Origin of the sequence: Prevotella sp. oral taxon 306 str. F0472 (assembly GCF_000257925.1) — a bacterium.
GTDB classification, from domain to species: domain Bacteria; phylum Bacteroidota; class Bacteroidia; order Bacteroidales; family Bacteroidaceae; genus Prevotella; species Prevotella vespertina.
This window is the reverse complement of sequence record NZ_AJIN01000025.1, coordinates 103,218-127,872: the sequence shown is the minus strand read 5'-3', so window position 1 is coordinate 127,872 and position 24,655 is coordinate 103,218. Positions and strand designations below refer to the sequence as shown.

Annotated in this window: 19 protein-coding genes; 16 read left to right on the top strand and 3 right to left on the bottom strand. The window is 41.2% G+C overall.

Translation table 11 applies throughout. The annotated features are described in order from the left end of the window. The first annotated feature begins 717 nt into the window (after window positions 1-717). The 6 genes from HMPREF9969_RS04175 to HMPREF9969_RS04150 all read left to right on the top strand — a co-directional run bounded on the left by HMPREF9969_RS04175 (window position 718) and on the right by HMPREF9969_RS04150 (window position 6,501). On the top strand, window positions 718-1,641 hold the full coding sequence (locus tag HMPREF9969_RS04175; protein ID WP_009434597.1) for a DUF4468 domain-containing protein: 924 nt from the start codon (window positions 718-720) through the stop codon (window positions 1,639-1,641). 55 nt (window positions 1,642-1,696) lie between these two features. Next, a complete protein-coding gene (locus HMPREF9969_RS04170; protein WP_004384480.1) occupies window positions 1,697-1,927 on the top strand; it encodes a hypothetical protein in 231 nt (76 codons plus the stop codon). Beyond that, the gene (locus HMPREF9969_RS04165; protein ID WP_036894953.1) at window positions 1,927-4,323 is read left to right on the top strand and encodes a putative porin; all 2,397 of its coding nucleotides are present in this window, start codon (window positions 1,927-1,929) and stop codon (window positions 4,321-4,323) included. Before HMPREF9969_RS04170 ends, HMPREF9969_RS04165 begins: the two co-directional genes overlap by 1 nt. A 36-nt stretch (window positions 4,324-4,359) precedes the next feature. Continuing rightward, on the top strand, window positions 4,360-5,301 hold the full coding sequence (gene menA / locus HMPREF9969_RS04160) for a 1,4-dihydroxy-2-naphthoate octaprenyltransferase (protein ID WP_009434561.1): 942 nt from the start codon (window positions 4,360-4,362) through the stop codon (window positions 5,299-5,301). Between the two features lie 73 nt (window positions 5,302-5,374). Then, window positions 5,375-6,010, top strand: a complete 636-nt coding sequence (locus HMPREF9969_RS04155) for an HD domain-containing protein (protein ID WP_009434566.1) — start codon at window positions 5,375-5,377, stop codon at window positions 6,008-6,010. A gap of 23 nt (window positions 6,011-6,033) precedes the next feature. Beyond that, the gene (locus HMPREF9969_RS04150; protein WP_009434527.1) at window positions 6,034-6,501 is read left to right on the top strand and encodes a nucleoside deaminase; all 468 of its coding nucleotides are present in this window, start codon (window positions 6,034-6,036) and stop codon (window positions 6,499-6,501) included. 642 nt (window positions 6,502-7,143) lie between these two features. Here HMPREF9969_RS04150 and udk read toward each other — a convergent pair. The 3 genes from udk to HMPREF9969_RS04135 form a co-directional block, all read right to left on the bottom strand. After that, complete coding sequence (gene udk / locus HMPREF9969_RS04145; protein WP_036894951.1) at window positions 7,144-7,770, bottom strand: uridine kinase; 627 nt, start codon at window positions 7,768-7,770, stop codon at window positions 7,144-7,146. 37 nt (window positions 7,771-7,807) lie between these two features. Next, window positions 7,808-8,395, bottom strand: coding sequence for a uracil-DNA glycosylase family protein (locus HMPREF9969_RS04140; protein WP_009434615.1), 588 nt, complete (start codon window positions 8,393-8,395; stop codon window positions 7,808-7,810). A gap of 73 nt (window positions 8,396-8,468) precedes the next feature. Beyond that, window positions 8,469-9,515, bottom strand: a complete 1,047-nt coding sequence (locus HMPREF9969_RS04135; protein ID WP_009434535.1) for an endonuclease/exonuclease/phosphatase family protein — start codon at window positions 9,513-9,515, stop codon at window positions 8,469-8,471. A 209-nt stretch (window positions 9,516-9,724) separates the two neighbouring features. On the opposite strand from HMPREF9969_RS04135, the gene HMPREF9969_RS04130 reads away from it, so the two are divergent. The 10 genes from HMPREF9969_RS04130 (at window position 9,725) to HMPREF9969_RS04090 (ending at window position 24,623) form a co-directional block, all read left to right on the top strand. Beyond that, a complete protein-coding gene (locus HMPREF9969_RS04130; RefSeq protein WP_009434594.1) occupies window positions 9,725-12,304 on the top strand; it encodes a TonB-dependent receptor in 2,580 nt (859 codons plus the stop codon). Window positions 12,305-12,325: 21 nt separating this feature from the next. Continuing rightward, window positions 12,326-13,564 carry a DUF5689 domain-containing protein gene (locus tag HMPREF9969_RS04125; protein WP_036894949.1) on the top strand — a complete coding sequence of 413 codons (1,239 nt, stop codon included), beginning with the start codon at window positions 12,326-12,328 and terminating at the stop codon, window positions 13,562-13,564. A 23-nt stretch (window positions 13,565-13,587) separates the two neighbouring features. Then, the gene (locus HMPREF9969_RS04120) at window positions 13,588-14,556 is read left to right on the top strand and encodes a choice-of-anchor J domain-containing protein (protein ID WP_009434537.1); all 969 of its coding nucleotides are present in this window, start codon (window positions 13,588-13,590) and stop codon (window positions 14,554-14,556) included. A gap of 132 nt (window positions 14,557-14,688) precedes the next feature. Beyond that, window positions 14,689-14,940: a type B 50S ribosomal protein L31 gene (locus HMPREF9969_RS04115; protein WP_004384468.1), complete on the top strand. Its 252-nt coding sequence runs from the start codon at window positions 14,689-14,691 to the stop codon at window positions 14,938-14,940. Window positions 14,941-15,069: 129 nt separating this feature from the next. Next, window positions 15,070-15,999 (top strand): DNA/RNA non-specific endonuclease, encoded by a 930-nt coding sequence (locus HMPREF9969_RS04110; RefSeq protein ID WP_036894947.1) that lies wholly within the window; start codon window positions 15,070-15,072, stop codon window positions 15,997-15,999. Between the two features lie 648 nt (window positions 16,000-16,647). Further along, window positions 16,648-17,898 (top strand): GTPase HflX, encoded by a 1,251-nt coding sequence (gene hflX / locus HMPREF9969_RS04105; protein ID WP_009434549.1) that lies wholly within the window; start codon window positions 16,648-16,650, stop codon window positions 17,896-17,898. Further along, complete coding sequence (locus HMPREF9969_RS12780; RefSeq protein WP_009434556.1) at window positions 17,867-18,034, top strand: hypothetical protein; 168 nt, start codon at window positions 17,867-17,869, stop codon at window positions 18,032-18,034. Before hflX ends, HMPREF9969_RS12780 begins: the two co-directional genes overlap by 32 nt. An 11-nt stretch (window positions 18,035-18,045) precedes the next feature. Beyond that, window positions 18,046-19,899: a DUF4954 family protein gene (locus tag HMPREF9969_RS04100; protein ID WP_009434586.1), complete on the top strand. Its 1,854-nt coding sequence runs from the start codon at window positions 18,046-18,048 to the stop codon at window positions 19,897-19,899. Window positions 19,900-19,936: 37 nt separating this feature from the next. After that, on the top strand, window positions 19,937-22,867 hold the full coding sequence (locus HMPREF9969_RS04095; RefSeq protein ID WP_009434530.1) for a M16 family metallopeptidase: 2,931 nt from the start codon (window positions 19,937-19,939) through the stop codon (window positions 22,865-22,867). 109 nt (window positions 22,868-22,976) lie between these two features. Continuing rightward, window positions 22,977-24,623 carry a fumarate hydratase gene (locus tag HMPREF9969_RS04090; RefSeq protein WP_009434591.1) on the top strand — a complete coding sequence of 549 codons (1,647 nt, stop codon included), beginning with the start codon at window positions 22,977-22,979 and terminating at the stop codon, window positions 24,621-24,623. The last annotated feature ends 32 nt before the right edge of the window (window positions 24,624-24,655 follow it).

Here is a 24,655-nt window from a genome sequence, read left to right as displayed (position 1 = left end):
CTGGTGCAGAATAACTCTTCTTTACTTGCTTTTTTCTCATTACTTCATTGATTAAAATAGTTGTTATTTCGTTCTTATTTTGCTCTAAATCGAGTTCGCAAAAGGGCATAAAAAAGCGAACAAAGGAAACTCTTGAAAGTCCTTTGTTTACAGGGGTTACGGCACGCTTCGCGCGCGCGTATGCGAGAAGAAAAAATGTGTTATTAGACGCTAGGTGCGAATGTGTGTGTGTGTTAGCAAATTATTTGGATTGACCAAAGATAAAGTGCAAAAAGATGCAAAGAATTCGATAATTCTTTGCAGTACTTCGTTCACTTGATATGTCATTGCTAATTGTTTCACGGCGGCAAAGGTAAGAAGAATAAATTGAATGGGCAAGGAAAAGAAGAAAAAAAAGCCCTCACCCCCTCTCCGAACCAACGGTCACTGACCAACGGGAAGTAATGGAGAGGGGAGTGAAATGTATTGTTTGCTGGGGATTGGGAAGGGAATTGGGAAGGGAATTGGGAAGAACTTGAGATAGTCACATTATAGATAATACGATTGGAATTACACCTTATATTATATAAGAAACGTAATTGCAACATCAGGAACTTACATGAAAGAACGATTATGGCATGAGGAAAGAAAACGTTAAAAGTATTTATAAACATCCCTTATATAAGTATAATTCCTTATCTTTGCTTATCATTTTGACACTTGATAAAGTTTAGAAATATGAAGAAGACTCTAATATTCTTATTCATGTGCCTTCCTTTGATGGCTATGGCACAAACAACTCTTACGCCAGAGCAGCAATTGGAACAGGCGCAACGCCAATTAGAAGAAGCGAAAGCTGCTTTAGAAAAGGCGAAACAAAATGCGGCTAAAGCAAAGTCTGAAGCAGCAGAGAAAGCTAAAAAAGACGCTGAAGCCATACAACGAAAGATTGCTGAGACAAAAGCAGAAACCGAACGAGTAGCACGTGAGGCTGCGAAGATAAGGGAAGAAGCGAATAAGGATAGTAATAAGAAAGAAGGCACAACCACTGATTCCACAACAAAGAAAGAGGGTAATTCTAATGCTTGGGTTGTACCTACTACTCCTGATAAAGCAGCAGTAAAGGCAAATAATAAAGTTGCAGACAGTAAGAACACAAATGATATTTATCTTCAACCAGGCATTGTTCCTGAAGTAAATGGACAAGTTATATGGACAGAAGAAGTTAATGTTCCTAATGCAACAGCTTCTGAATTATATGATAAGGCGTACGCTTATCTAACCAAACTCACAGAAGGAAGCAACCAATTAGAAGGTAGTAAGGTAGCATTGGTGAATAAGAATGAGCACAGTATCATCGCAACAATACGAGAGAAGCTCATCTTTTCTTCTACATTTCTATCCCTCGACTATACACAATGTAACTATGTGCTACAAGCAACATGTAAGGATGGATTAGCTACATTGAGTATGAGTAGAATCACATATAGTTATGATGTTCAGGGAAATGTAACCAATTATACAGCGGAGAAGTGGATTACCGACCACTATTCAATGAATAAGAAACAAACACGTCTCCTTCCAGTATCTGGTAAGTTCCGCAAAGCTACTATCGACCGTAAAGATAGTATTTTCCAAGGATTCCGTGAAGCCCTACAATAAAAGGCGAACGACATCTATTTCATCTTTTAATTAATAACAAGCAAATAACCAACAAATGGAAATACAAAATAGTACAGCACGAAGACCCGACCATCGCTTACACAGGCAAGAACCCAAAGACCGCTTCTTACCGATTCGCCAGAAACTAAACATTATCTTTATGCTTGGTGCAATCGTGGGTGTAGCAGTTTACTTCTTAAGCGAATCAACCACAACAGGTATTATCATTATCCTTGCTGCGATGGTCTTTAAGATTATCGAATGCATACTTCGTTTTATCCGTTAATGAGAAGATACATATTATTGATTGTTCTTTCCATTACTTCCACAATCGTTGCAATGGCACAGAACAATGACTACCGCCCCATAGACGATGGTACATTTGCTGCAGATGGATACCGAAAAGACCGCAATTTGGGTCGTTCCGATTCTATCCAAAGCCAGCATAAGGAGATTCCACGTGGCATGAAGGTATGGACAATAGATGAGCGTTTCGGTGATCGCAAACCTGCTATCCCTGATACCTTATCTTATATGTTCATGAACAGAGGACTAAGCACAGGACTTCGAGGCGAATACAATACACTAGGGAATCTCGGTTCTCCACGGCAAAACAGAATCTTTATTGATAGAAAACTACCTTCGGAATTCTTCTTCGTAGATCCGTATGATATGTTCATCGTGCAACCAGGGGACTTTCAATTTACCTCTACCCTCTCCCCGATTACTATTCTTTCCTATAATACCGCTGGTAATAGAACCAACGGAGAAGATCGTTTTAAAGCACTCTTTGCTGTTAATGCTGGCAAAGAATGGGGTTTCGGATTCAAGTTTGATTACCTCTATGGTCGTGGATATTATAGCAATCAAAGTACGTCCCACTTCAATTATTCGATGTGGGGAAGCTATTTAGGCGAACGTTATCAAGCTCATCTACTCCTTTCTCTCAATCATCAGAAGGTAACTGAGAATGGTGGTATCACAAATGATGCCTATATCACTCACCCAGAGTCTTTCAATGATTCATACAATGAGGATGAAATCCCTACAGTCCTAAAACAAAACTGGAATAGAAATGATAACCAGCATATCTTCTTCAACCATCGCTATAGTCTGGGATTCTTCCGCAAGATACCGATGACTGAGGAAGAGATTAAGGCTAAGAAGTTTGCTCTCAAATCACAACAAGCTCAAGCGGAGGCAAAAGCGAAGGAAAAGGCGCGCCGAATAGCAAAAGCAAATGGTGATACCTTTGATGAGGAAGCATACGACAAGGAACAACGTTCCTCTGGACGCCCTGATAATGCCGTCATTGCAGGCGATGTTGCGCAGGTTAATCATAAAGCTGATAGTCTTAAAATGGGAAATCGTGAGGTGGTAAACCTAGAAGATTCCGCCCAGATGGCAAGATTGAATAAAGCTGATAAGGCAGCAAAAGACTCTACTTCTCAATGGATGAAGGAAGAATATGTCCCTGTGACGAGTTTTATTCATACAGCTAGATTCGATAATTATCGACGCATCTATCAGGCTTACGATACCCCAACAGATTACTATGCGCAGAATTACTTTAGCTATGGAACAACTGCAAATGATTCTATTTACGACCGAACAAAGCATTGGTCTTTTAAGAATACATTTGCAGTAGCATTGCTCGAAGGATTCAATAAATGGGCAAAGGCAGGATTGAAAGCTTTTGTATCTTATGAGTTAAGACATTATGAATTACCTGCAATTACAGCAGCTACTCCGCCTGCCACGGCTTTCATCAATGGTTCACAGAAATGGAATCAACATGACATTTCTGTAGGAGGCCAACTCCTCAAGGCTCAAGGAAAGACACTCCATTACGACATCAGTGCGGAGGCATGGCTGGTAGGGACTCGTGCCGGACAATTCCATCTTGATGGTCACGCAGACGTTGGATTCCCCTTACTCGGCGATACAGTACAATTAGCGGCTACGGCTTTCTTGCATCGTTCGGCTCCTTCTTTCTATATGGAGCAGTTCTATGGTAAGCATTATTGGTGGAATAACAACCTTGATCAGCAGATTCATTCACGCATATTAGGCGAATTGTCACTACAACGTACACGCACAAAAGTACGTGTTGGCTATGATGTTTTAAAAAACTACACCTACTTCGGACTTCAGAATGATCGTGTAAGAAGTGGGGATAACTATCTCGTACAACACAACAATGTGAATGTTAGACAGGCAAGTAGTCCTATTAGTTTGCTTACCTTACAACTGCAACAGGACTTTCAACTAGGCATACTCAACTGGCAGAATGTACTGACATTGCAAAAGTCAAGTAAGGAAGACATTTTACCTGTACCGACTTTCAATGCTTATAGTAATCTGTTCATCCGATTCAAGATTGCACGTGTACTAAAATGTGACTTGGGTGTTGATATGCGCTACTTCACAAGTTATTATGCTCCAGAATATATCCCAGGAATGGGCACATTCGGAATACAGGAAACGGCTGCAAGTAAGACTAAAATTGGTAATTATCCGCTCTTGGATGCTTATGCTAACTTCCAATTACAGCACACACGTTTCTTCATAATGTTCACACATCTCAATGAGGGAAGTGGCGGAAATTACCTTTTCACACCGCATTATCCATTGAATCCACGTATCCTAAAATTCGGTATTAGTTGGAACTTCTTTAACTAAACAAGCTTCATCAGGACTTTACCATCATTATAATAAATGATTTCAGAACGTGACAACATAAAAACGAATAGTCTATCTGCATGGATTCTAGCAGCTCGTCCAAAGACATTGACGGGTGCGATTGTCCCTGTAATGATAGGAACGGCATGGGCTTGGAAGATGGGTGGAGCTGAAAACTTCCGCTTCCTCCCCGCCCTACTCTGCTTCCTTTTTGCCTTTTTAATGCAGATTGACTCTAATTTCATCAATGATTATTTCGATTGCGTAAAGGGAAGTGACGACAAAGAGACGCGCCTTGGTCCTAAACGTGCCTGCACGGAAGGATGGATTACACTGCCAGCTATGCGCAAAGGATTATTCGTTACCTCTCTGCTCGCTAGCCTCGTTGGACTTCCTCTCGTATTTTATGGCGGATGGCAAATGGTACTTGTTGGTGCAGCCTGTGTACTTTTCGCCTTCTTATACACCACCTTTTTTTCCTATTTAGGCTTGGGTGATGTACTTGTGTTGGTATTTTTCGGTATCATTCCAGTCACCTTTACCACTTACGTTATCCTTCCATCCACGTTACAAGGCGTTTATCCTGAGGTAATTATGACAAGCATTGCTTGTGGATTGGTTATTGATACGCTCCTAATCGTCAATAACTATCGGGATAGAGACAACGACAAGAAAAGCGGAAAGATGACTCTAATTGTGAGAATCGGAGCAGAGAAAGCAGAAAAACTCTATAACTTTTTAGGTTTACTCGCTATCATTTTCACCATACAAGGACGCATTAGCCCCGATAACAATGGGTGGAAAGCCTACGTAATTCCACTGATTATCTATATTCCTTATATCTTCTTGCACACCAAAACACAGCGGTATATGGTGCAAATCAAGCAAGGGCGGGAATTAAATAAGGTGTTGGCTCTCACGGCTCGGAATATCCTAATCTATGGAATACTAACCACAATCGTGGTGCTTATTTCATAATATTGCATCAGCCCGATAGTCGTTCTCCCTCAATCTCACCCCATTTTTAATATTTCAAAATACAAAAATCCCCATGCAACAGCCTAATCTCGAAATAATGACATTTGTGGAACAGCAGATTCTACCCCGTTACAACGCTTTCGGAAGGAGTCACGGACTCGGACACGTGCAGCGAGTGATCAAAAACTCACTAGCATTAGCCGCAGCAACAGGCGCCGATGTCAACATGGTGTATGTCATTGCTGCCTATCACGACCTAGGAATGGAGGGGCCTCGTGCTATCCATCACATCACAAGCGGTAAGATTCTTATGGCAGATGGAAGGCTCAAAAAGTGGTTTTCACCCGAGCAATTAAAGATAATGAAAGAGGCGGTTGAGGATCATCGTGCCAGTTGTTCACGCACGCCGAGGAGCATTTACGGGAAGATTGTGGCTGAAGCCGACCGCGATTTAGAGCCAGAAATCGTATTCTCACGTGCCATTCTCTACGGAATTGAGAATTATCCTGAGAAGAATGAGGAACAAATGTGGGAACGATTCCGTGATCACATGAAGGAAAAGTATAGTCGGACGGGCTATCTCAAACTATGGATTCCAGTTTCACCAAATGCTAAGAACTTAGAAATCATACGCAAAACCATTGAAAACGAAACCCTATTGCGTGATGTTTTCAATAAGATTTATCCACAGTTATTAGCCAAAAATTAAGTAATTACAAGGTCAAAAATACGATGACGAAAGAAGAATTAATGCGGAAGGCTATAGAGCTTTCCATCAAAAGTGTGCGCAATGGTGGCGGTCCCTTTGGTGCTGTCATTGCACGTGAAGGTGAGATTATAGCAGAAGGAAGTAATGGCGTCACGATTTATAACGATCCAACGGCACATGCAGAAGTGACGGCTATCCGAAAAGCTTGCGAGAAATTGGGCACTTTCGACCTCACAGGTTGCGAAATTTACACCTCCTGCGAGCCATGCCCTATGTGCCTCGGCGCAATTTATTGGGCACATTTGGATAAGATCTACTATGCAAATGACCGAAAAGATGCTGCCGATATAGGTTTTGATGACGATTTTATCTATCAAGAGATAGAAGTAAAACCACAATATCGCAAGAAGCCTTCAGAGATTTTGATGCGTGAGGAAGGGCTCGAGGCATTCCGAATTTGGAATAAAAAGACGGATAAAATTGAATATTAAAATACTATTCCGAAGATTTCGATAGGTCTATCCCGTCAGAAAGAGATAGGCAAAAGGATAGAAAAGGAGGTTATGACAGACTGTTCATAACCTCCATTTTATTGGAATATACTTTACAAACGAAATTTTCAATCTAGCATTTTAAATCGAAGAAATATCCCTTAAAATAGAAACGTATATACGTTTTGAGTAAAACGTATATACGTTTTTGGTAAAATGTATATAGGTTTTTGGTAAAACGTATATAGGTTTTTGGTAAAATGTATATACGTTTTTATGAAAAAGTAGGTACATTTTACTAAAAAAGTATAATACTTATGAGTAAATAGTAGGTTCGATTTCTATAAAACACTGGTTATCAACATCTTACAGGAGTATACTAAAAAGCTCTCATAATTCGCGTATTTGAGTACAACTCTTATACTCGTCGAAAATAACGCAATTACAAGCTCGGAATTAGCAATATTCTATTACAAATTAAAGAAGCTAACAATCCTCCTTAATGTAGGAACAGATGCCCTCGTCTGCCCGCACAAATAAATCATAAAGAGCAAGCGTTCACTTCTCTCTACACCTCTTTAATTCATCTGCTAAGGCTACAAAAATAAAAAGATGTGCCTTCCGAAGCACATCTTTATCAATTTATTTCTTTGGCATCAACCCTTCAATATACCTGCAAAGGATGTTGATTCCCTTCACATTCTCACCACCTTGTGGGATAATCAAATCAGCATAACGCTTTGTTGGCTCGATAAACTGCTCGTGCATGGGTTTAAGCACCTCCAAATAACGGTCAACAACCATGGAAACAGTACGACCGCGATCGATTGTATCACGCTGAATATTGCGAATCAAACGCTCGTCAGAGTCACAATCAACAAAGATTTTGAGGTCCATCATCTCTCTCAACTTCCTGTTACTCAGTGCCATAATACCCTCAACTATAATAACAGGTTTGGGTTCTACGTGGATGGTTTCAGGCAAACGATTGCTAAGAATGTAGCTATAGGTGGGTTGTTCAACCGCTTTCCCCTCACGCAATTCATTCACATGCTTAATCAATAGCTTCCAATCGAACGCATCAGGATGGTCAAAATTGATGGCTTTTCGCTCCTCATCAGTAAGCCCCGTCGTGTCATTATAATAAGAATCCAAGGGAACGACTGCAACATAATGAGGCGGAAGGCTCTCAACAATTTTCTTAACAACAGTAGTCTTCCCCGAGCCAGTACCCCCAGCAATGCCAATGATTGTAATCTTATCTTTCATCTTTTTTGATTTTATTTCCTTTTTTATTATCGGACAATCATTCATTGAATAATCCTATGTCCTTCAACATCTGTACATAATATTCAGATTTCTTCTCAACTTTCATCGGATAGGCTCGACTACTACTGGGTTCGCGATAGAGTTTGAGGGTTCGCCCTTCGAATGAAAACTCCTTATAGTCGCCCATCTTCATCTTACGAGCATCTATTTGATAATGATCTGTAAATACTTTTGTAGCTAATTGTCCTGCTGCAAGTACCGCTTTACACTCTGGAAGAACTCGAAGCATACCATCAAGATCGGCTGGTTCAACGATCTCCAAGTCCTTATCAGCCGCAGTCCCAGTCGTTCTTCGGATGCGTAATGCAGTATCGAAGATAGCAATTCCTTTCTCTTTCAGAAAGGCTTTCAGTAGTTCTAACTTATAAGTTTTGTTTTCCTCATCTACAAAATACTGCTTATCACCAAAGAATATATAACCAAATATGCGCCACATATCATTTGTGTAATTAGGATAATACCATTCCATACACCACCGCTTGGGGGCTGGAGGGAAGGTTCCTAACAATAATAACTTCGCATTATTGGGCAACCATGGCTCAAAAGGATGAGTTTCAATTTCCATTGTCTTATTATTATCAAATTAAGCTTATTAGCCTAATTAGCCCTATTAGCCTTATTAGCCTAATAACCCTCTACTACTGCTGCTGCTTAACAAAATAAGTTACCACTGGCAAGTGATCAGAATAACCATCCAACCAAACGCCACCAGCCGTAGTACGCTTTGTATTTCCTTTATATTTACCCGTTTCCTGGAAGAGATAATCTCGGCGGAAGATCTGATTCTTCCAGAATTTCAACTGAGAGAAATCCTTCTTGCCATCCTTATTTAATAGATTCGGTGTCATGATAATCTGATCAAAGAGATTCCATTTACCTTGATATTGCAAGGTTCCTGTTCCTTCCTTTACTAAGAGATTATACCATGGATTATACATATCATCAGCACCTACCTCATTAATTTCAGCTTTCGCAGATAGACACTCATGGATACTCTTATTCGTTGGATCATCATTCATATCACCCATTACTAATACTTTTACCTGTGGATCATCAAGAAGTAATGAATCTTTCAACGCTTTCACCTGCTTCGCACCTAATTCTCGATAATAAGAACCAGCCCCACGACTAGGAAGGTGACAAACGACAACCGTCAAATGTTCACCAGCTAAGGTTCCACTAACCGTAAGGAATCCACGGGTTGCACGTGTACTGTCCTGCGGAAGATCATAAACGTATGGGACTAACTTTGTGTTGCGAATAGTAAAAAGATTAGGGTTGTAGATTAAAGCGCAATCAATGCCACGATGATCAGGACCTTCTATATGCACAAACTTATAACCACGAGCAGCTAAAGCAGGCTGAGCTACTAAATCACGCATGACATGTTCATTCTCAATCTCAGCCAATCCAATCACAGCACAACCAACATTCGGTAAGACATCCGTACCCATCTCTGATAATACAGTTGACATGTTATGCAACTTATGGCTATATTTCATCTCATTCCAATGATAACTACCATTCGGTGTGAAATCATAATCGTTCTTTCCTTCATCATGGGTATAATCAAAAAGATTCTCTTGATTATAAAAACCAACGGCATAAACAGAAAACTTCTTCTGTGCAGAAGTAGAAATACCAAAGAAAATGGTACCAATAAGAGCAAATAGTAACTTTCTCATTATTATTAAATGTTGTTGTTTGTTATCAGCAGTACACAACCCTGTTCCATAACTAATCAATAAGAGACAGGGAATTACTTTTGCAAATGTCGTTAATTTATCCGACATATAGGCATGATTCCCGAAAAATTAATCAAAAAGCCTTTCCTTTTTAAAATTTATTTCGTTACTTTGCACACTAAATATAACATATTTTAATGTAATCAACTATGCAGAAAAAGCTGACACTTGCTGTTTTAGCCTTTTGCAGTTCATCCGTTATGGTGGCACAAAATACCAAAACAGAGATGAACCAGCAGGAGCAAACAGCCAACGCTATGGACGAATCGGCGTTTACATTCACTGAAGCGCAATTAGGTGAAGACAATGACATGAACGACAATGTCACAATTCTTAACTCAAATAGTAACGTCTATGCTTCTCAAGTAGGTTTCTTATACTCTCCGATGCGCTTCCGTTATCGTGCATTGAGCCAGAAGTATAACGACATCTACATCAATGGAGCACCGATGAATGACATGGAAAGTGGACAGTTCCGCTACTCGATGGTTGGTGGTCTTAATCAACAAACACGTAATGTCGACTTTGCCCTACCTTTTGAGAGTAATAATTTCTCAATGACAGGACTAGCAGGAAGTAACAACTATGATTTCCGTGCAGGATCTATGGCTGCTGGGCATCGTATTACTCTCTCTGCTGCTAACCGCAATTACACCCTCCGTGGTATGTACAACTATGCTTCCGGATTCAATGCTAAAGGATGGGCTATCGCAGCAAGTGTTGCTTATCGTTGGGCAAATCGTGGTTATGTTGAAGGTACATTCTATAACTCATTATCTTATTTCTTCGGTGTTCAGAAGAAATGGAATAATGGTCATTCATTAGCATTATCTACATGGGGTAATCCTACCGAGCGTGCTTCTCAAGGCGCAAGTACTGATGAGGCATATTGGCTTGCTAATGATTATCAATATAATCCTTATTGGGGTTATCAAGAAGGGCGCAAGCGTAACAGCCGTGTTGTAAACGATTTCGCACCTTCTGCAATCCTTACTTGGGATTGGGACATTAATAAGAAGATGAAACTCACAACGAGTCTCTTCGCTAAGTACTCAATGTATAAGAGTACAAAGCTAAATTACAACAATAGTGACAACCCACAGCCAGATTATTGGAAGAACCTTCCAAGTAGTTACTTTGATGTATGGAATGAGAGCGATGTGCGCTATCGTACATCACAGGCATACGCTGATTGGAAGACTGCTGTTGCATGGTGGGGCAATAAGGAGAATCGTCAGATTCAATGGGATCGTCTTTACTATGCAAACCGTCAAGCTGCTATTAACGGACAAGATGCGCTCTATTATCTACAAGCAAAGCACATTGATAATCTGACAACATCCCTTTCTTCAACACTCACAAACCATATTGCTAAGAATAAGGTTTTAAATGTTGGATTCTCACTTGGTCAGAACTTTGCTCGTCATTATCAGACAATGGAAGACCTATTAGGTGCTAAGAGTTTCCATAACGTGAATACTTACGCTATCGGAACATACGCAGCTAATGATTCTCGTATCCAATACGACCTCAACACAATGGGAACAAGAGGCTTGGGCAGTCTTGTTTATGAAGGCGATAAGTTTGGTTATGACTATAACATCAACGTACGCAATGGTCAGTTATGGGCTAGCTACAATGAGACTCTCGGCAAACTAAATTATATGGTAGCTGGGCGATTAGCTTATGACAACATGTATCGTACTGGTCATATGCGCAATGGTATGTTTGCAGATAACTCATATGGTAAGAGCAAACATGCAGACTTCGTTTCTGGTGGATTAAAGTCTAGTGCTACACTTACTCTTGGTGGTGGGAATGCACTTTCTCTCGGCTTAGGCTATGAACATAGAGCACCAAATGCAAGCAATGCTTTTGCCTCTCCAGAGATGAACAATGACTTTATTATCAACCTACGTAACGAGCGAATCTTCTCAAGCGAATTAAGTTATCAGTATTCTGGTAGCTGGTTGCATGCAAATCTTAGCGGTTATTATAACCACATGACACATGTAACAGAATGGCAAAACTTCTACTTTGACGATGCTAACTCATTTACTTATGTTAGCATGACAAATATAAAGAAGAATTATTATGGTGTTGAGTTAGGACTCGACTTTAAGATTAATAGCTTCTTAAACTTTAAGGCACTTGGAACATGGAGCGAGGCTAAAAACATCAATAATGCTGATGCTATTTACATGAACTCTACAAAGAGTACATATAATAAGGATGTTGTTTACAACAAGGGTATGCACGAGGCAAACACTCCTCTGAGTGTATATAGTGGTATCCTTAGCTTCCACAAGGCAGGTTGGTTCATCGACTTGAGTGGCAACTACTATGATAGAATCTATCTCTCATACGCTCCTAGTCTCAGTTATGGTAGCACACTTCGCACAATGGGTACAGCTCTTGGTGGTATGGATGCTGATGGTAACTATACTCCATACGCACAAAGTGAGGGTAAAGGCGGATTCATGCTCGATGCATCTATTGGTAAGAGCATCTATTTGCCACATGGTAGCCTATCTATCAATTTGATGATTACAAACCTCCTCAACAACCAAAAGATTGTTAGTGGTGGTTATGAGCAGAGCCGCAGTAACTATACAATCAATAGAGCTACTGGCGCTGCAACAACACGTGCTTACGACTTCTATCGCAACCCAAAGAAATACTATGTAAATGGTATCAATGGTATGTTGAACGTTGCATATAAATTCTAAAACTAAAGAATAGGAACAATTATGATGAGATTTAAATATTTAATGATGGCCGCTGCCTGCGCTCTCTTTGCGTCTTGTATGAATGATAGTTATACAGAGCCTGCAGAGAATGCGCCAGCTCCTTATGGCAATAATGAACTGACAGAAACGAATGTCATCACTATTGCACAACTGAAGAATAACTTTGCAACTTACATTGCTACCGACTTCCGAGATGGTCGCAGCTTTGCTAAAGTTGATGATGATATTAAGATTAAGGCAATAGTAACTAGTTCTGACGTACAGGGTAACGTTTATCAAGAACTAGCTTTACAGGATGCGACAGGTGCTATCATTGTTAGTGTAGCACAAGGTGGACTCTATGGAGCATTACCTGTTGGTACTGAGATATTGGTTAGCTTGAAGGATCTTTATGTCGGCAACTATGGTAAACAGGCTCAAATCGGTGTACCATCGAAGAATGCTACAGGTGCAGATGTCATTGGCAGAATCGGTCGTGCGACATGGGATCAGCACTACAAGATTCTTTCTACAGGACATAAAGTTGAGCCTACTCTCTTTGCAACAGGTTCAACTCCTACAACGTGGAATCTTGATACGGACGGAGGTAAGCTCGGTGTAATCCGTAACGTTAGTTTCAAGAGTAGCAACAACGCAAAGGTGAAAGACACCTTCGCTGATGCGAATGGCGGTGCGGGAAGCGTTAGTTGGACATTGAATGAGCAGGACGGAAGAAAGGTAATTGTATATAACAGTAACTTTGCTGACTTTGCGAATGCTAAAGTTCCAACTGGTAAGGTAGACATCACTGGTATCATCAAGCGTTTCAATAACCAGTGGGAAATCATTATCCGCTCTTTGGACGATATCAAGCCCGCTGAACGCATAGATCCATTTGCAGGACTTCCTGGTACAGGCGATGGTACACAAGCTAACCCAATTGACGTTACTCGCGCCTTAGCTTATATTGCTTCTGGTCATGCTGATGCTACAGAATACTATATAAAAGGTAAGATTTCCTTAGTCAACAGCGTTGATACTGGTAATTATGGTAATGCTGAATATTACATATCAAATGACGGCACAACCAACAATCACCTCATGGTATTCCGTGGCTATTGGTTGAATGGTGCTAAGTTCACTACCGCAACAGCTCCACAACTTGCTGTTGGAAAGACAGTCGTTATCCTCGGTAAGTTGAAAGACTATAATGGTACGCCAGAGATTGACCAACGCAGTAAGATTATCTCAATTAATTAACAAGTAAAGTAACAATACACAAGATGAAAAAGATTATTTATTCAATGATGGCATTGGCTATCTCAGCCACAGTTTTCACCAGTTGCGAGGATGTACCATCGCCATATAACATGACATTCGAAGAGCCTAATGTCACTCCTACCCCACAACCAACCACTGATCTCAATACAGAGGCTACCGCTTGGACGGTTGCAGAAGCAGTACAGAAGATACAGGCAGGGCAGACTACAAATGGGGAGGCTTATGTAAAGGGTATTATCTCTGCTGTAACTTTCTACGATCAGAACCATAAGAGTTTGTCTTATTATCTCTCTGATAATGGAACCGATAAGACGCTTCAAGTATTCTCTGGTAAGGGTGTAAATGGTGCTGACTTCGCAGCTAAGACCGATTTGCAGGTTGGTCAAACAGTTGTTGTTAAGGGTAATCTCAAAGCTTTTACTAACAAGCAGGGACAGACTATCATGGAGATAGATAAGGGTAGCAAGATTATAACTATTGGTGGCTCTGCAACCCCACAACCATCAGGTGTAGCACTCGCTGCAACATTTGCAACAGGCGAAGACAATTTCACCATCAATAATATCACCCTTCCTTCAGAGCTCACGTTCGTTTGGAAACATGATGCAAAGAACAAGTATATGAAGGCTTCTGCACACAAAGGAAGTGACAACTATGCTTCTGAGAGCCGTCTCGTCTCTCCAGCCTTTAGCCTAGCAGGTAGAACTTCTGTTACACTTTCTTTCAAGCACGCAGCTAAATTCTTTGCCAATGCAGCCAACGAGTTTAAGGTACAAGTATCAACAGATGGCACAACATGGCATGACGTAGCTGTTTCAGCTTATCCAACAGGTAACGATTGGAAGTTCATCGATGCTACTTGTGACCTATCAGCTTATGCAGGTCAACCAACTGTTTATATTGGTTTCCACTATACCAGCACAGCAACAACTGCTGGTACATGGGAGATTAGCAACGTAGAGGTAAAGTAAAAAACAATATGAAATATTTGGCAGGGTGCAGAATTATTCGTAATTTTGCACCCTGTTGAGTGTAGTCTCCTAGTTTATTCATAGGAGAAGAACAAAGACGAGTTACATTATTAACAATTAGATAATAACAAAATGAAACAAGGTATTCATCCAGAAAACTATCGCCCCGTCGTATTCAAAGATATGTCCAACGGCGATATGTTCCTTTCAAGATCTACATGCAAGACTACAGATACAGTAGAGTTTGAAGGCGAAACTTACCCAGTGGTAAAAGTCGAAATCTCAAGTACCTCTCACCCATTCTATACAGGTAAGAGCAAACTTGTCGATACAGCAGGTCGCGTAGACCGCTTCATGAGCCGTTACGGTAAGTTGAAGAAGTAATCGATAAATATCTTTCGATTTAAAGACATATAAAGTGCGAACAAACGTAGTTGCATATACGTTTGCTCGCACTTTTGTATTCAAGAGAAACTAGCATCCTCTAACAAAGCAAGCACACAACCCGACACAATGAACAATAAACTAGTTAGCAAGGGTATCTTAACCCTTACCTTATTCACCTTAGCTGTATGTTCTTCATGCAGCAAAGACGATAGCGGATCCTCCTCCACAGGACAGAAAGAGACCATCGTTAATAACACAAACTCAAATATGAAGGATATCCGACCAGCAACACATCGCCTTGAATTTCCAAGGCTAAAGGGCGGAAGCAGTACTATTCTCACACACGAACTGAACACGGGTGAAGTGAATTACAGCGTGGAATGGGATGTTGTTAAGAAGTCGAACAGATGGACTTGCTACGAGATTTATGCGAAAAACGCTGAGAAGAACGTACCAAGGAAGCCATACACCGACCCAAATCAATACCCCTTTGACCCGCTCTTCCCCGCAAATGCCTATTATACTTACGACCCTATCTACGGCTCTGGCTACGACCATGGGCACATCTGTCCCTCGGAAGATAGGAAATACTCAAGGGAATCGAATGACCAGACTTTCTATCTTAGTAATATGCAACCTCAAGTCCATGGCTTCAACGCTGGAGTTTGGGAAACAATGGAAAGCAAGATGAGAACCTATATCACTGCTGCCAAAATCTCAAAAGATACACTCTTCATCTGTCGCGGTGGTACGATTGATAAGGCAGGACAATTCATGACCATGAGAAGTAATGTCATCGTCCCCAAATACTTCTTCTCAGCTGCCCTGATGAAGTATAAGGTGTACGGAAAAGATAAGTGGGAGTACAAGGCTATCGGCTTCTGGTTTGAGCACAAGAATAACAATGACCGCTCGCTTGTACCCTATGTTGTCAACATCAGTGAGCTTGAACAACTCACGGGTATAGACTTCTTCTGCAATCTACCTGATGACATTGAACGAAAGGTAGAAAGCGTATCAAAAGAGAAAATCATTGACCTCTGGAACATACAATAGGTTCTTTCTGCTACGAAAGAACGGACTTTACAGATTGTTTCACAACAGCTCTGTCTAATCTTTCTCACCCGTTTGCGAATCGTCTACTACCCGTTCCAGCATGATTTAGCACCCGTTCCAGCATTATTTATTACCCGTTCCACATTTCCTTCTAACGTGTTGCGCATCATTTACACACGCGTATAAATTTAGTTTCATCATGATGAAACACAAGTTTCACCATGGTGACGAAATAGTTTCACCATGGTGAGAAAACAATTTCACCATGGTGAAACTAACAAAAGATACGGAAGGGAAAAAACACAAGACGCATGAGTAAAGAACAGGAGACAAGGGAGAAAGAATAGCGGAACCTATTAGACAAAGAGCGTGAATAGGGTGCAAAAGGATTTGAATTAGCATAGATGGAAATGTAAATATATTAGGTATAAATGATGTGGAGATAGGAAGGTGTTTTCACGACGCAATATCCCTTAAGAGCACGAACATTATTGTCTTGATTCTTAAAGGACTTAAAAACGGGGGCTATGATTAGTATTTTTCAGAATTTATAAGTACCTTTGCCATGTAGCAGAAGGTGTAAGAGAAAGCTAGCCAAAGTTATGCTATTACACACACTACCAATATATTATAAGAGAAGCATACTGAATGAAAGAATTTATCATATCTGAAGTAAAGACAGAGACAGCTATATTAGTGGGCCTCATCACAAAGGAGCAAGACGAAGCCAAGACGAAGGAGTATCTTGACGAACTCGAGTTCCTTGCTGATACCGCAGGTGCTGTTACCGTTAAACGATTCACACAGAGAGTGAATGGTCCGAGTGCTGTTACCTACGTTGGTAAAGGTAAGCTCGAAGAAATCAAAGAATATATCAAGCAGAAAGAGGACGATGATGAGCCCATTGGTATGGTTATCTTTGACGATGAGCTATCAGCCAAGCAGATGCGCAATATCGAGCAGGAACTCGGGGTAAAGATACTAGATCGCACCTCTCTCATTCTCGATATCTTCGCTATGCGTGCGCAAACAGCCAATGCGAAGACACAGGTAGAATTGGCACAATATCGTTATATGTTACCTCGCCTACAACGCCTATGGACACACTTGGAGCGTCAGGGTGGCGGCTCTGGTTCTGGCGGTGGTAAGGGGTCAGTAGGTTTGCGTGGTCCTGGTGAGACTCAGTTGGAGATGGACCGCCGTATCATCCTCCAGCGAATGTCCCTCTTAAAGCAGCGATTAGCCGAAATAGATAAACAGAAAACAACTCAACGTAAGAACCGTGGGCGTTTGATCCGTGTAGCACTAGTCGGTTATACGAATGTGGGCAAGTCAACAACTATGAATCTGCTCGCCAAGAGTGAGGTGTTTGCCGAGAATAAGCTCTTTGCTACCTTAGACACAACCGTGCGTAAAGTAGTTGTAGAGAATCTTCCATTCTTACTTGCTGATACCGTAGGATTCATCCGCAAGCTCCCCACAGACTTGGTTGATTCGTTTAAATCGACACTTGATGAGGTGAGAGAAGCTGACTTACTTTTACATGTTGTGGATATTTCTCACCCTGATTTCGAGGAGCAGATACAGGTTGTAAACCAAACGCTCACCGAACTAGGGTGTGCTGATAAGCCCTCTATGATCATCTTCAATAAGATTGATAACTATCATTGGATAGAAAAGGAAGAGGACGATCTCACGCCAGCAACCAAAGAGAATATCACCTTGGAAGAACTCAAGAAGACCTGGATGGCTAAGGAACAGGAACAATGTCTGTTCATCTCAGCTAAGAATAAGGAGAATATAGACGAGTTCCGAGACGTGCTTTACAAGAAGGTGCGTGAGTTGCATGTGCAGAAGTATCCCTACAATGACTTCCTTTATAACATCGAAGAGGAATAAATATTATTGGGCTAATGAGCCTAATAAGGCTAATCGGGCTAATAAGATAAATTGGGCTAATAAGGCTAATTGGGCTAATAAGGCTAATTGGGCTAGTAAGGCTAATTGGGCTAGTAAGGCTAATAACAACAACTAAAACAAAGAATTATGCAATATCGTTCCCTAACACCTGAAGAGATAGACCTTCTAGAGAAGAATAGCTGCTGGGCAGAGGATTGGACTCGTGTGAAGGTTGCAGAGGAAGACTTTCAAGCAAAGTTCTTCCATCGTGTAATGTTTTATGGTGATATCCGATTGGGAAAATGCCAGAAGGATATAGAAATAGCAAAGGATTTCGTTAAGCACTCGGGTATTAACGATGCCACCTTACGCAATGTCACGATAGGTGATAACTGTTTAATAGAAAAGATAGGGAACTATATCAATAATTACACCATTGGTGACGACTGCATTATCTCAAATGTCTCTGTTATGGAGACAACAGAGGGAGCAACCTACGGAGAAGGCAATCTAATTGCTGTGCTCAATGAGGTAGGCGATGGAAACGTGATACTATTCCATGACTTGAACAGCCAGTTTGCTGCATTCATGGTTAAGCACTTCAATGATAAAGACCTCAAGAATGCAATACGTAGGCTCGTTTCGGAAGAGATAGCACGCACCAATCCTGACCGCGGTACCATTGGTAATAACGTGAAGATTATCAATACACGGGAGATAACAAACACGGTTATACAAGATGATTGTGAAATATCAGGTGCTAGCCGATTGAGTGATTGCACAATACTTAGTTCAGAGAATGCAAGTGTATTTATTGGTACTGGTGTCATCTGTGAGAACTCGATTATCTCTGACGGATCTAGTATTGTGAATAGCGTAAAGATGCAAGATTGTTTTGTTGGAGAGGCATGCCAGATAACTAATGGTTTCACCGCCTCACAAAGTGTATTCTTTGCTAATTCATTCATGGCAAACGGCGAGGCTTGTGCTGCCTTCTGCGGTCCTTTCTGTGCATCGCATCACAAGAGCTCACTACTCATCGGTGGTATGTTCTCCTTCTATAATGCAGGATCAGGAACCAACTTCTCTAATCATGCGTATAAGATGGGACCAATGCACTGGGGAATATTGGAACGTGGTACGAAGAATGCTAGTGGTAGCTATCTGTTAATGCCAGCTACGATAGGAACCTTCTCTGTATGCTTCGGTAAGTTAATGCACCACCCCAACACAACAGCTCTCCCCTTCTCGTATCTTATTGCGGAGGCCGACAAGATGTTCCTTGTGCCTGGTCGTAACATAACAACGGTAGGACTTTATCGTGACATACGCAAGTGGCCTAAACGTGATATGCGTCCGCAACAGTCACAGAAGAGTATCGTTAACTTCGATTGGCTATCACCTTTCTCTGTTGGTGAGATATTAAGAGGAAAGAAGATATTGGAGAGTCTGCGACAAGCGAGTGGTGATAACGTATCAGCATACAACTATCACGAATACACCATCAATGCTTCCAGTCTACGTAAGGGTATCAAATACTACGATATAGCCTTGCACATCTACATGGGGGCAGTGCTCAAGCGTGCACATAAGTGGGGCTTCTTTGGTAAACCAGAGACCGAAGTCGGTACTGGTAAATGGAATGACTTATCAGGCTTATTACTTCCTGAATCAGAAGAGATGCGCCTTATCCGTGATATTAAGGATGGTACGCTTGAAACCATACAAGATGTTATTGAACGCTTTACGGAAATCAACGATAACTATCGAGTATATCAATGGACATGGACGTATCGCATGATCCTTGAATATTATGGTATCAAGGAGATTACAGCAGAAGACGATGAACGCATTAAGAAAGACTACATTGAGGCACGTCGTGCATGGATTGCCGAGATTAGGAAAGATGCTCAGAAGGAGTTTGATATGGGCGATGTGGAGCCAGAAGTATTTGAGTCCTTCGTCAATAGCCTTGATCATGAGATAGACTTTGAGAATTGATAACCAACCTTATATACAACAACTAAACTATTATTGTATGAGAAAGTATTTCCTTAATCAAATCTACATGAAGGGGATTTGTGTGGGAGCAATGCTTCTACTAACAACCCTTGCGGGACATGCACAGCGTTACAACTACGAGAGTGTGCCAAATGATCCTATGCAAACGCGTATCTATACGCTGAAGAACGGACTGAAGATTTACTTATCAGTTAACAAGGAGAAGCCACGTGTGCAAACTTACATTGCTGTTCGAACAGGGTCACGTAATGACCCAAAGGAGACAACTGGTTTGGCTCACTACTTGGAACACCTTATGTTCAAAGGAACTACCCACTTCGGAACATCTAACGCAGAAGCTGAACGTCCTTATCTAGACTCTATTGAAGCACGATTCGAACAATATCGTCACATCACAGATCCAGTAGCACGCAAGAAGTGGTATCATCAAATTGATTCCATCTCTCAACTAGCTGCTCGTTATAATATTCCTAACGAGTACGATAAGATGATGACCGCTATTGGAAGTTCTGGGACAAATGCCTACACATCGAATGATGTCACTTGTTATGTTGAGAATATCCCTTCAAATGAGATTGACACATGGGCAAAGATACAAGGGGATAGATTCCAGAACATGGTAATCCGTGGTTTCCACACAGAGCTTGAAGCTGTGTACGAGGAGTATAACATTGGACTGGCAAGTGACTGGCGCAAGATGTATGCAGCTTTGTTTGCAAAGTTATTCCCTACACATCCTTATGGTACACAAACAACGATTGGACTTGGAGAGCACTTAAAGAACCCTTCTATTGTCAATATTAAGAATTACTTCCACAAGTATTATGTACCTAACAATATTGCTATCTGTTTATCTGGCGACTTGAATCCAGACGAGACTGTGGCAACTATTGATAAATATTTCGGTAATTGGAAACCAAGTGCACATATAGATGTACCACAATATGCTGCTCAACCAGCCATCACAGCGCCTATCGACACAACTGTTATAGGTAAGGAAGCTCCTATGTTCTTCATGGGTTGGCGTGCTGACGCTAGTAACTCTCAACAGATTGATACCCTAGAAGTAATTGGAGAGTTACTATCGAATGGCAAAGCTGGTTTATTCGACTTAGACCTCAATCAAAAGATGAAGGTACAAGAGGTCGGTGCGGGCGTTGCTGATATGAACGATTACTCTGTATTCTATCTCTATGGTCAATCTAAGAAAGGACAAACATTACCAGAAGTTCGTAGTTTGGCATTAGATGAGATTGAGAAGTTAAAGAAAGGACAATTCTCTGACGATTTACTTCCTTCTATCATCAACAACTATAAAAGACATTATTACACACAGCTCGATAACAACCAGTTCCGAGCAAAGCAATTTGTTGATGCATTCATCAATCATAAGAACTGGAAACAGGAAGTAGAAAAGATTAGTCGTATATCTAAACTAACAAAGACTGACATCGTTAGGTTCGCTAACCACTTCTTTGGTAATGACTTTGCGTGTGTTTACAAAGAGCAAGGCAATGACACTACTATTAAGAAGGTGGAAAAGCCAGCCATAACCCCTATCCCTACGAACAACGATAAACATAGTGCGTTCTTGGAGGAGATTGTGAATACAAAGGCAACTCCTATTCAACCTCAGTTCGTTGATTATAAGCGTGACCTGACAAAGGCGACAACAAAGAAGGGCTTACCTATCCTTTATAAGCAGGACACATCTAACGATCTCTTCACGCTCTGCTTTGTTCTTCCTTTCGGTGACGAACACGATCCTAAGCTCGCTTATGCAGCTGAATATCTTGAGTATCTTGGAACTAATAAGCTCACAAACGAACAGATCAAACAACAGTTCTATAAGTTAGCATGCGACTATAGCATATCTGAGAAGAATGAGCGCACCTACATCACGCTTAATGGCTTAAATTCAAATATGCCACAAGCTCTTGCCTTATTAAATGATTTACTTAATAATGCAAAGGTGGATAAGCAGGCTTATAACCTCTATGTTGAACAGGTTTTGAAATCACGCAGCGATAATAAAGCTAATCAGCAACAAAACTTTGCGGCTCTGAGAAACTATGCAACGTATGGAGAATACAACCCAACCCGTAATATTCTTAGTGAACAAGCTCTTAGAGCAATGAATCCACAAGAACTACTAAATATGCTGAAAGGGTTGAAGAACTATAAGCAGACAGTTCTCTACTATGGACCATCAAGTCTAAAGGCGATTGATGAACTTGTTAGTAAAACCATTCAATCACCTAAGAAGTTTGCAGAAGTTCCTGCTGCTAAACGTTACGTAGAACAGACAACACCAAAGAATGAGGTGATTATTGCTCCTTATGAGGCAAAGAATATCTATATGGTACAGCTTCATAACGAGAATCAAGATTGGACACCTGAACGTGCCCCAATCATTGCTCTCTTCAATGAATACTTCGGTGGTAGCATGAATGCAATCGTCTTCCAAGAGTTGCGCGAAGCACGTGGACTTGCTTACTCTGCCTATGCACAATATAATACACCTTATCGTTTAGGTGATAAGGAGAGTTTCTACACCTATATTATTACACAGAACGATAAGATGATGGATTGTGTACACGAGTTTAACAAGCTCCTTGACGATATGCCAGTGCGTCAAGCAGGTTTTGATCTAGCAAAACAAAGTTTGATGAAGAGCTTGGCTTCTGCACGTACTACAAAGTACTCTATCCTCACTTCTTACCTTGCAGCACAACGATTAGGACTTGATACCTCATTAGGCGAAGTTATTTACAAAGCTCTTCCAGCACTACAACTGAAAGATGTCATCGACTTTGAGAAGAAGTATGTAGCTAATAAGCCATTTAAGTACATCATTCTTGGTGATGAGAAAGAGCTTGATATGAAGGGGCTTGAGAAGATTGCACCTATCAAGAAGGTTACTACAGAAGAAATCTTCGGATATTAGAACAAGGTAAAAGCGAATAAACAAGAAACATACAAAAACATAATAACAAACAAATAGAAAACGCCGCTGTGCCTTATACAACATAGGCACAGCGGGAAAACAAAACATTATGGCTGAATTCAAATATGCACCAATGTTTCAATTGGGCAAGGATGACACCGAGTACAGACTGATCTCTAAAGAGGGAATTAGTGTAGGTGAGTTTGAAGGTAAAGAGATCCTTAAAGTAAGTAAAGAAGCGTTGACGCTCCTAGCACAAGAAGCTTTCCACGATTGTGAGTTTACGCTCCGTCGTGCACACAATGAGCAAGTTGCGAAGATTCTAACTGATCCAGAGGCTTCAGAGAACGATAAGTATGTTGCTCTCCAATTCCTCCGCAATGCAGAGACGGCAGTTAAGGGAGTATTGCCTTTCTGTCAAGATACGGGTACGGCTATTATTCATGGTGAGAAGGGACAGCAAGTTTGGACTGGTTTCGAGGATGAGGAAGCACTCTCACGTGGTGTATTCAATACTTTCACCGAGGAGAACCTTCGTTACTCACAGAACGCTCCTCTTAACATGTATGATGAAGTAAACACAAAGTGCAACCTCCCTGCACAAATTGATATCGAGGCTGTTGAAGGTGCAGAATATCGATTCGTAATGGTTGCCAAAGGTGGTGGTTCTGCTAATAAGACCTACTTCTACCCAATGACAAAGGCTACCATCCAAAACGAGGGAACGCTGATTCCATTCCTCGTAGAGAAGATGAAGAGTCTAGGTACTGCTGCTTGTCCTCCTTACCACATCTGCTTTGTTATTGGTGGTACATCTGCTGAGAAGAATCTATTGACAGTTAAACTCGGTAGTATTAAGTACTATGATAACCTGCCAACTACAGGTGATGAGACAGGTCGTGCTTTCCGTGACATCGACCTAGAAGCTAAACTCCTAGACGAGGCACACAAGATCGGACTTGGTGCGCAGTTCGGTGGTAAGTACCTAGCACATGATATCCGTGTCATCCGCTTGCCACGCCATGGTGCAAGTTGCCCTATAGGTATGGGCGTAAGCTGTTCTGCTGACCGCAACATCAAGGCTAAGATTAACAAAGATGGTATCTGGTTAGAGAAGATGGATACAAATCCAAGTGAGTTAATACCAGAGGAGTACCGCAAGCCAGGAGAGGGCGCAAAGGGCATTGAGATTGATCTTGATAAGGGTATCGATGCTGTACGTGCGGAATTAACAAAGTATCCTGTATCTACACGCGTCAATCTAAAGGGAACTATCATCGTAGCACGCGACATAGCACATGCTAAGTTGAAGGCTCGTTTGGATGCAGGTGAAGACTTACCTCAGTACTTCAAGGATCATCCAATCTTCTATGCTGGTCCTGCTAAGACACCGGCAGGTTATCCTTGTGGTTCAATGGGACCAACAACAGCTAACCGAATGGATCCATACGTAGATGAGTTCCAGAGTCATGGTGGCTCACTTGTTATGTTGGCGAAAGGTAATCGTACCCAAGTAGTTACTGATGCATGTAAGAAGCATGGTGGATTCTATCTCGGTACGATTGGTGGTGTAGCTGCTGTCCTTTCTCAAAGTAGCATTAAGAGCATTGAGTGCGTAGAATACCCAGAACTTGGTATGGAAGCTATCTGGAAAATTACAGTTGAAGACTTCCCCGCTTTTATCCTTGTTGACGATAAGGGGCATGATTTCTTTAAGGAATTAAAGCCATGGACTGGTTGCAGTTGCGATAAATAAGATGTAAGAGAATATACAACTGAAGAGTAATA

Excerpts from the sequence above, each read along its gene's own strand:
- HMPREF9969_RS04175 (WP_009434597.1), top strand. The coding sequence starts at position 718 with ATGAAGAAGACTCTAATATTCTTATTCATGTGCCTTCCTTTGATGGCT.
- HMPREF9969_RS04170 (WP_004384480.1), top strand. The coding sequence starts at position 1,697 with ATGGAAATACAAAATAGTACAGCACGAAGACCCGACCATCGCTTACAC.
- HMPREF9969_RS04165 (WP_036894953.1), top strand. The coding sequence starts at position 1,927 with ATGAGAAGATACATATTATTGATTGTTCTTTCCATTACTTCCACAATC.
- menA (WP_009434561.1), top strand. The coding sequence starts at position 4,360 with ATGATTTCAGAACGTGACAACATAAAAACGAATAGTCTATCTGCATGG.
- HMPREF9969_RS04155 (WP_009434566.1), top strand. The coding sequence starts at position 5,375 with ATGCAACAGCCTAATCTCGAAATAATGACATTTGTGGAACAGCAGATT.
- HMPREF9969_RS04150 (WP_009434527.1), top strand. The coding sequence starts at position 6,034 with ATGACGAAAGAAGAATTAATGCGGAAGGCTATAGAGCTTTCCATCAAA.
- udk (WP_036894951.1), bottom strand. The coding sequence starts at position 7,770 with ATGAAAGATAAGATTACAATCATTGGCATTGCTGGGGGTACTGGCTCG.
- HMPREF9969_RS04140 (WP_009434615.1), bottom strand. The coding sequence starts at position 8,395 with ATGGAAATTGAAACTCATCCTTTTGAGCCATGGTTGCCCAATAATGCG.
- HMPREF9969_RS04135 (WP_009434535.1), bottom strand. The coding sequence starts at position 9,515 with ATGAGAAAGTTACTATTTGCTCTTATTGGTACCATTTTCTTTGGTATT.
- HMPREF9969_RS04130 (WP_009434594.1), top strand. The coding sequence starts at position 9,725 with ATGCAGAAAAAGCTGACACTTGCTGTTTTAGCCTTTTGCAGTTCATCC.
- HMPREF9969_RS04125 (WP_036894949.1), top strand. The coding sequence starts at position 12,326 with ATGATGAGATTTAAATATTTAATGATGGCCGCTGCCTGCGCTCTCTTT.
- HMPREF9969_RS04120 (WP_009434537.1), top strand. The coding sequence starts at position 13,588 with ATGAAAAAGATTATTTATTCAATGATGGCATTGGCTATCTCAGCCACA.
- HMPREF9969_RS04115 (WP_004384468.1), top strand. The coding sequence starts at position 14,689 with ATGAAACAAGGTATTCATCCAGAAAACTATCGCCCCGTCGTATTCAAA.
- HMPREF9969_RS04110 (WP_036894947.1), top strand. The coding sequence starts at position 15,070 with ATGAACAATAAACTAGTTAGCAAGGGTATCTTAACCCTTACCTTATTC.
- hflX (WP_009434549.1), top strand. The coding sequence starts at position 16,648 with ATGAAAGAATTTATCATATCTGAAGTAAAGACAGAGACAGCTATATTA.
- HMPREF9969_RS12780 (WP_009434556.1), top strand. The coding sequence starts at position 17,867 with ATGACTTCCTTTATAACATCGAAGAGGAATAAATATTATTGGGCTAAT.
- HMPREF9969_RS04100 (WP_009434586.1), top strand. The coding sequence starts at position 18,046 with ATGCAATATCGTTCCCTAACACCTGAAGAGATAGACCTTCTAGAGAAG.
- HMPREF9969_RS04095 (WP_009434530.1), top strand. The coding sequence starts at position 19,937 with ATGAGAAAGTATTTCCTTAATCAAATCTACATGAAGGGGATTTGTGTG.
- HMPREF9969_RS04090 (WP_009434591.1), top strand. The coding sequence starts at position 22,977 with ATGGCTGAATTCAAATATGCACCAATGTTTCAATTGGGCAAGGATGAC.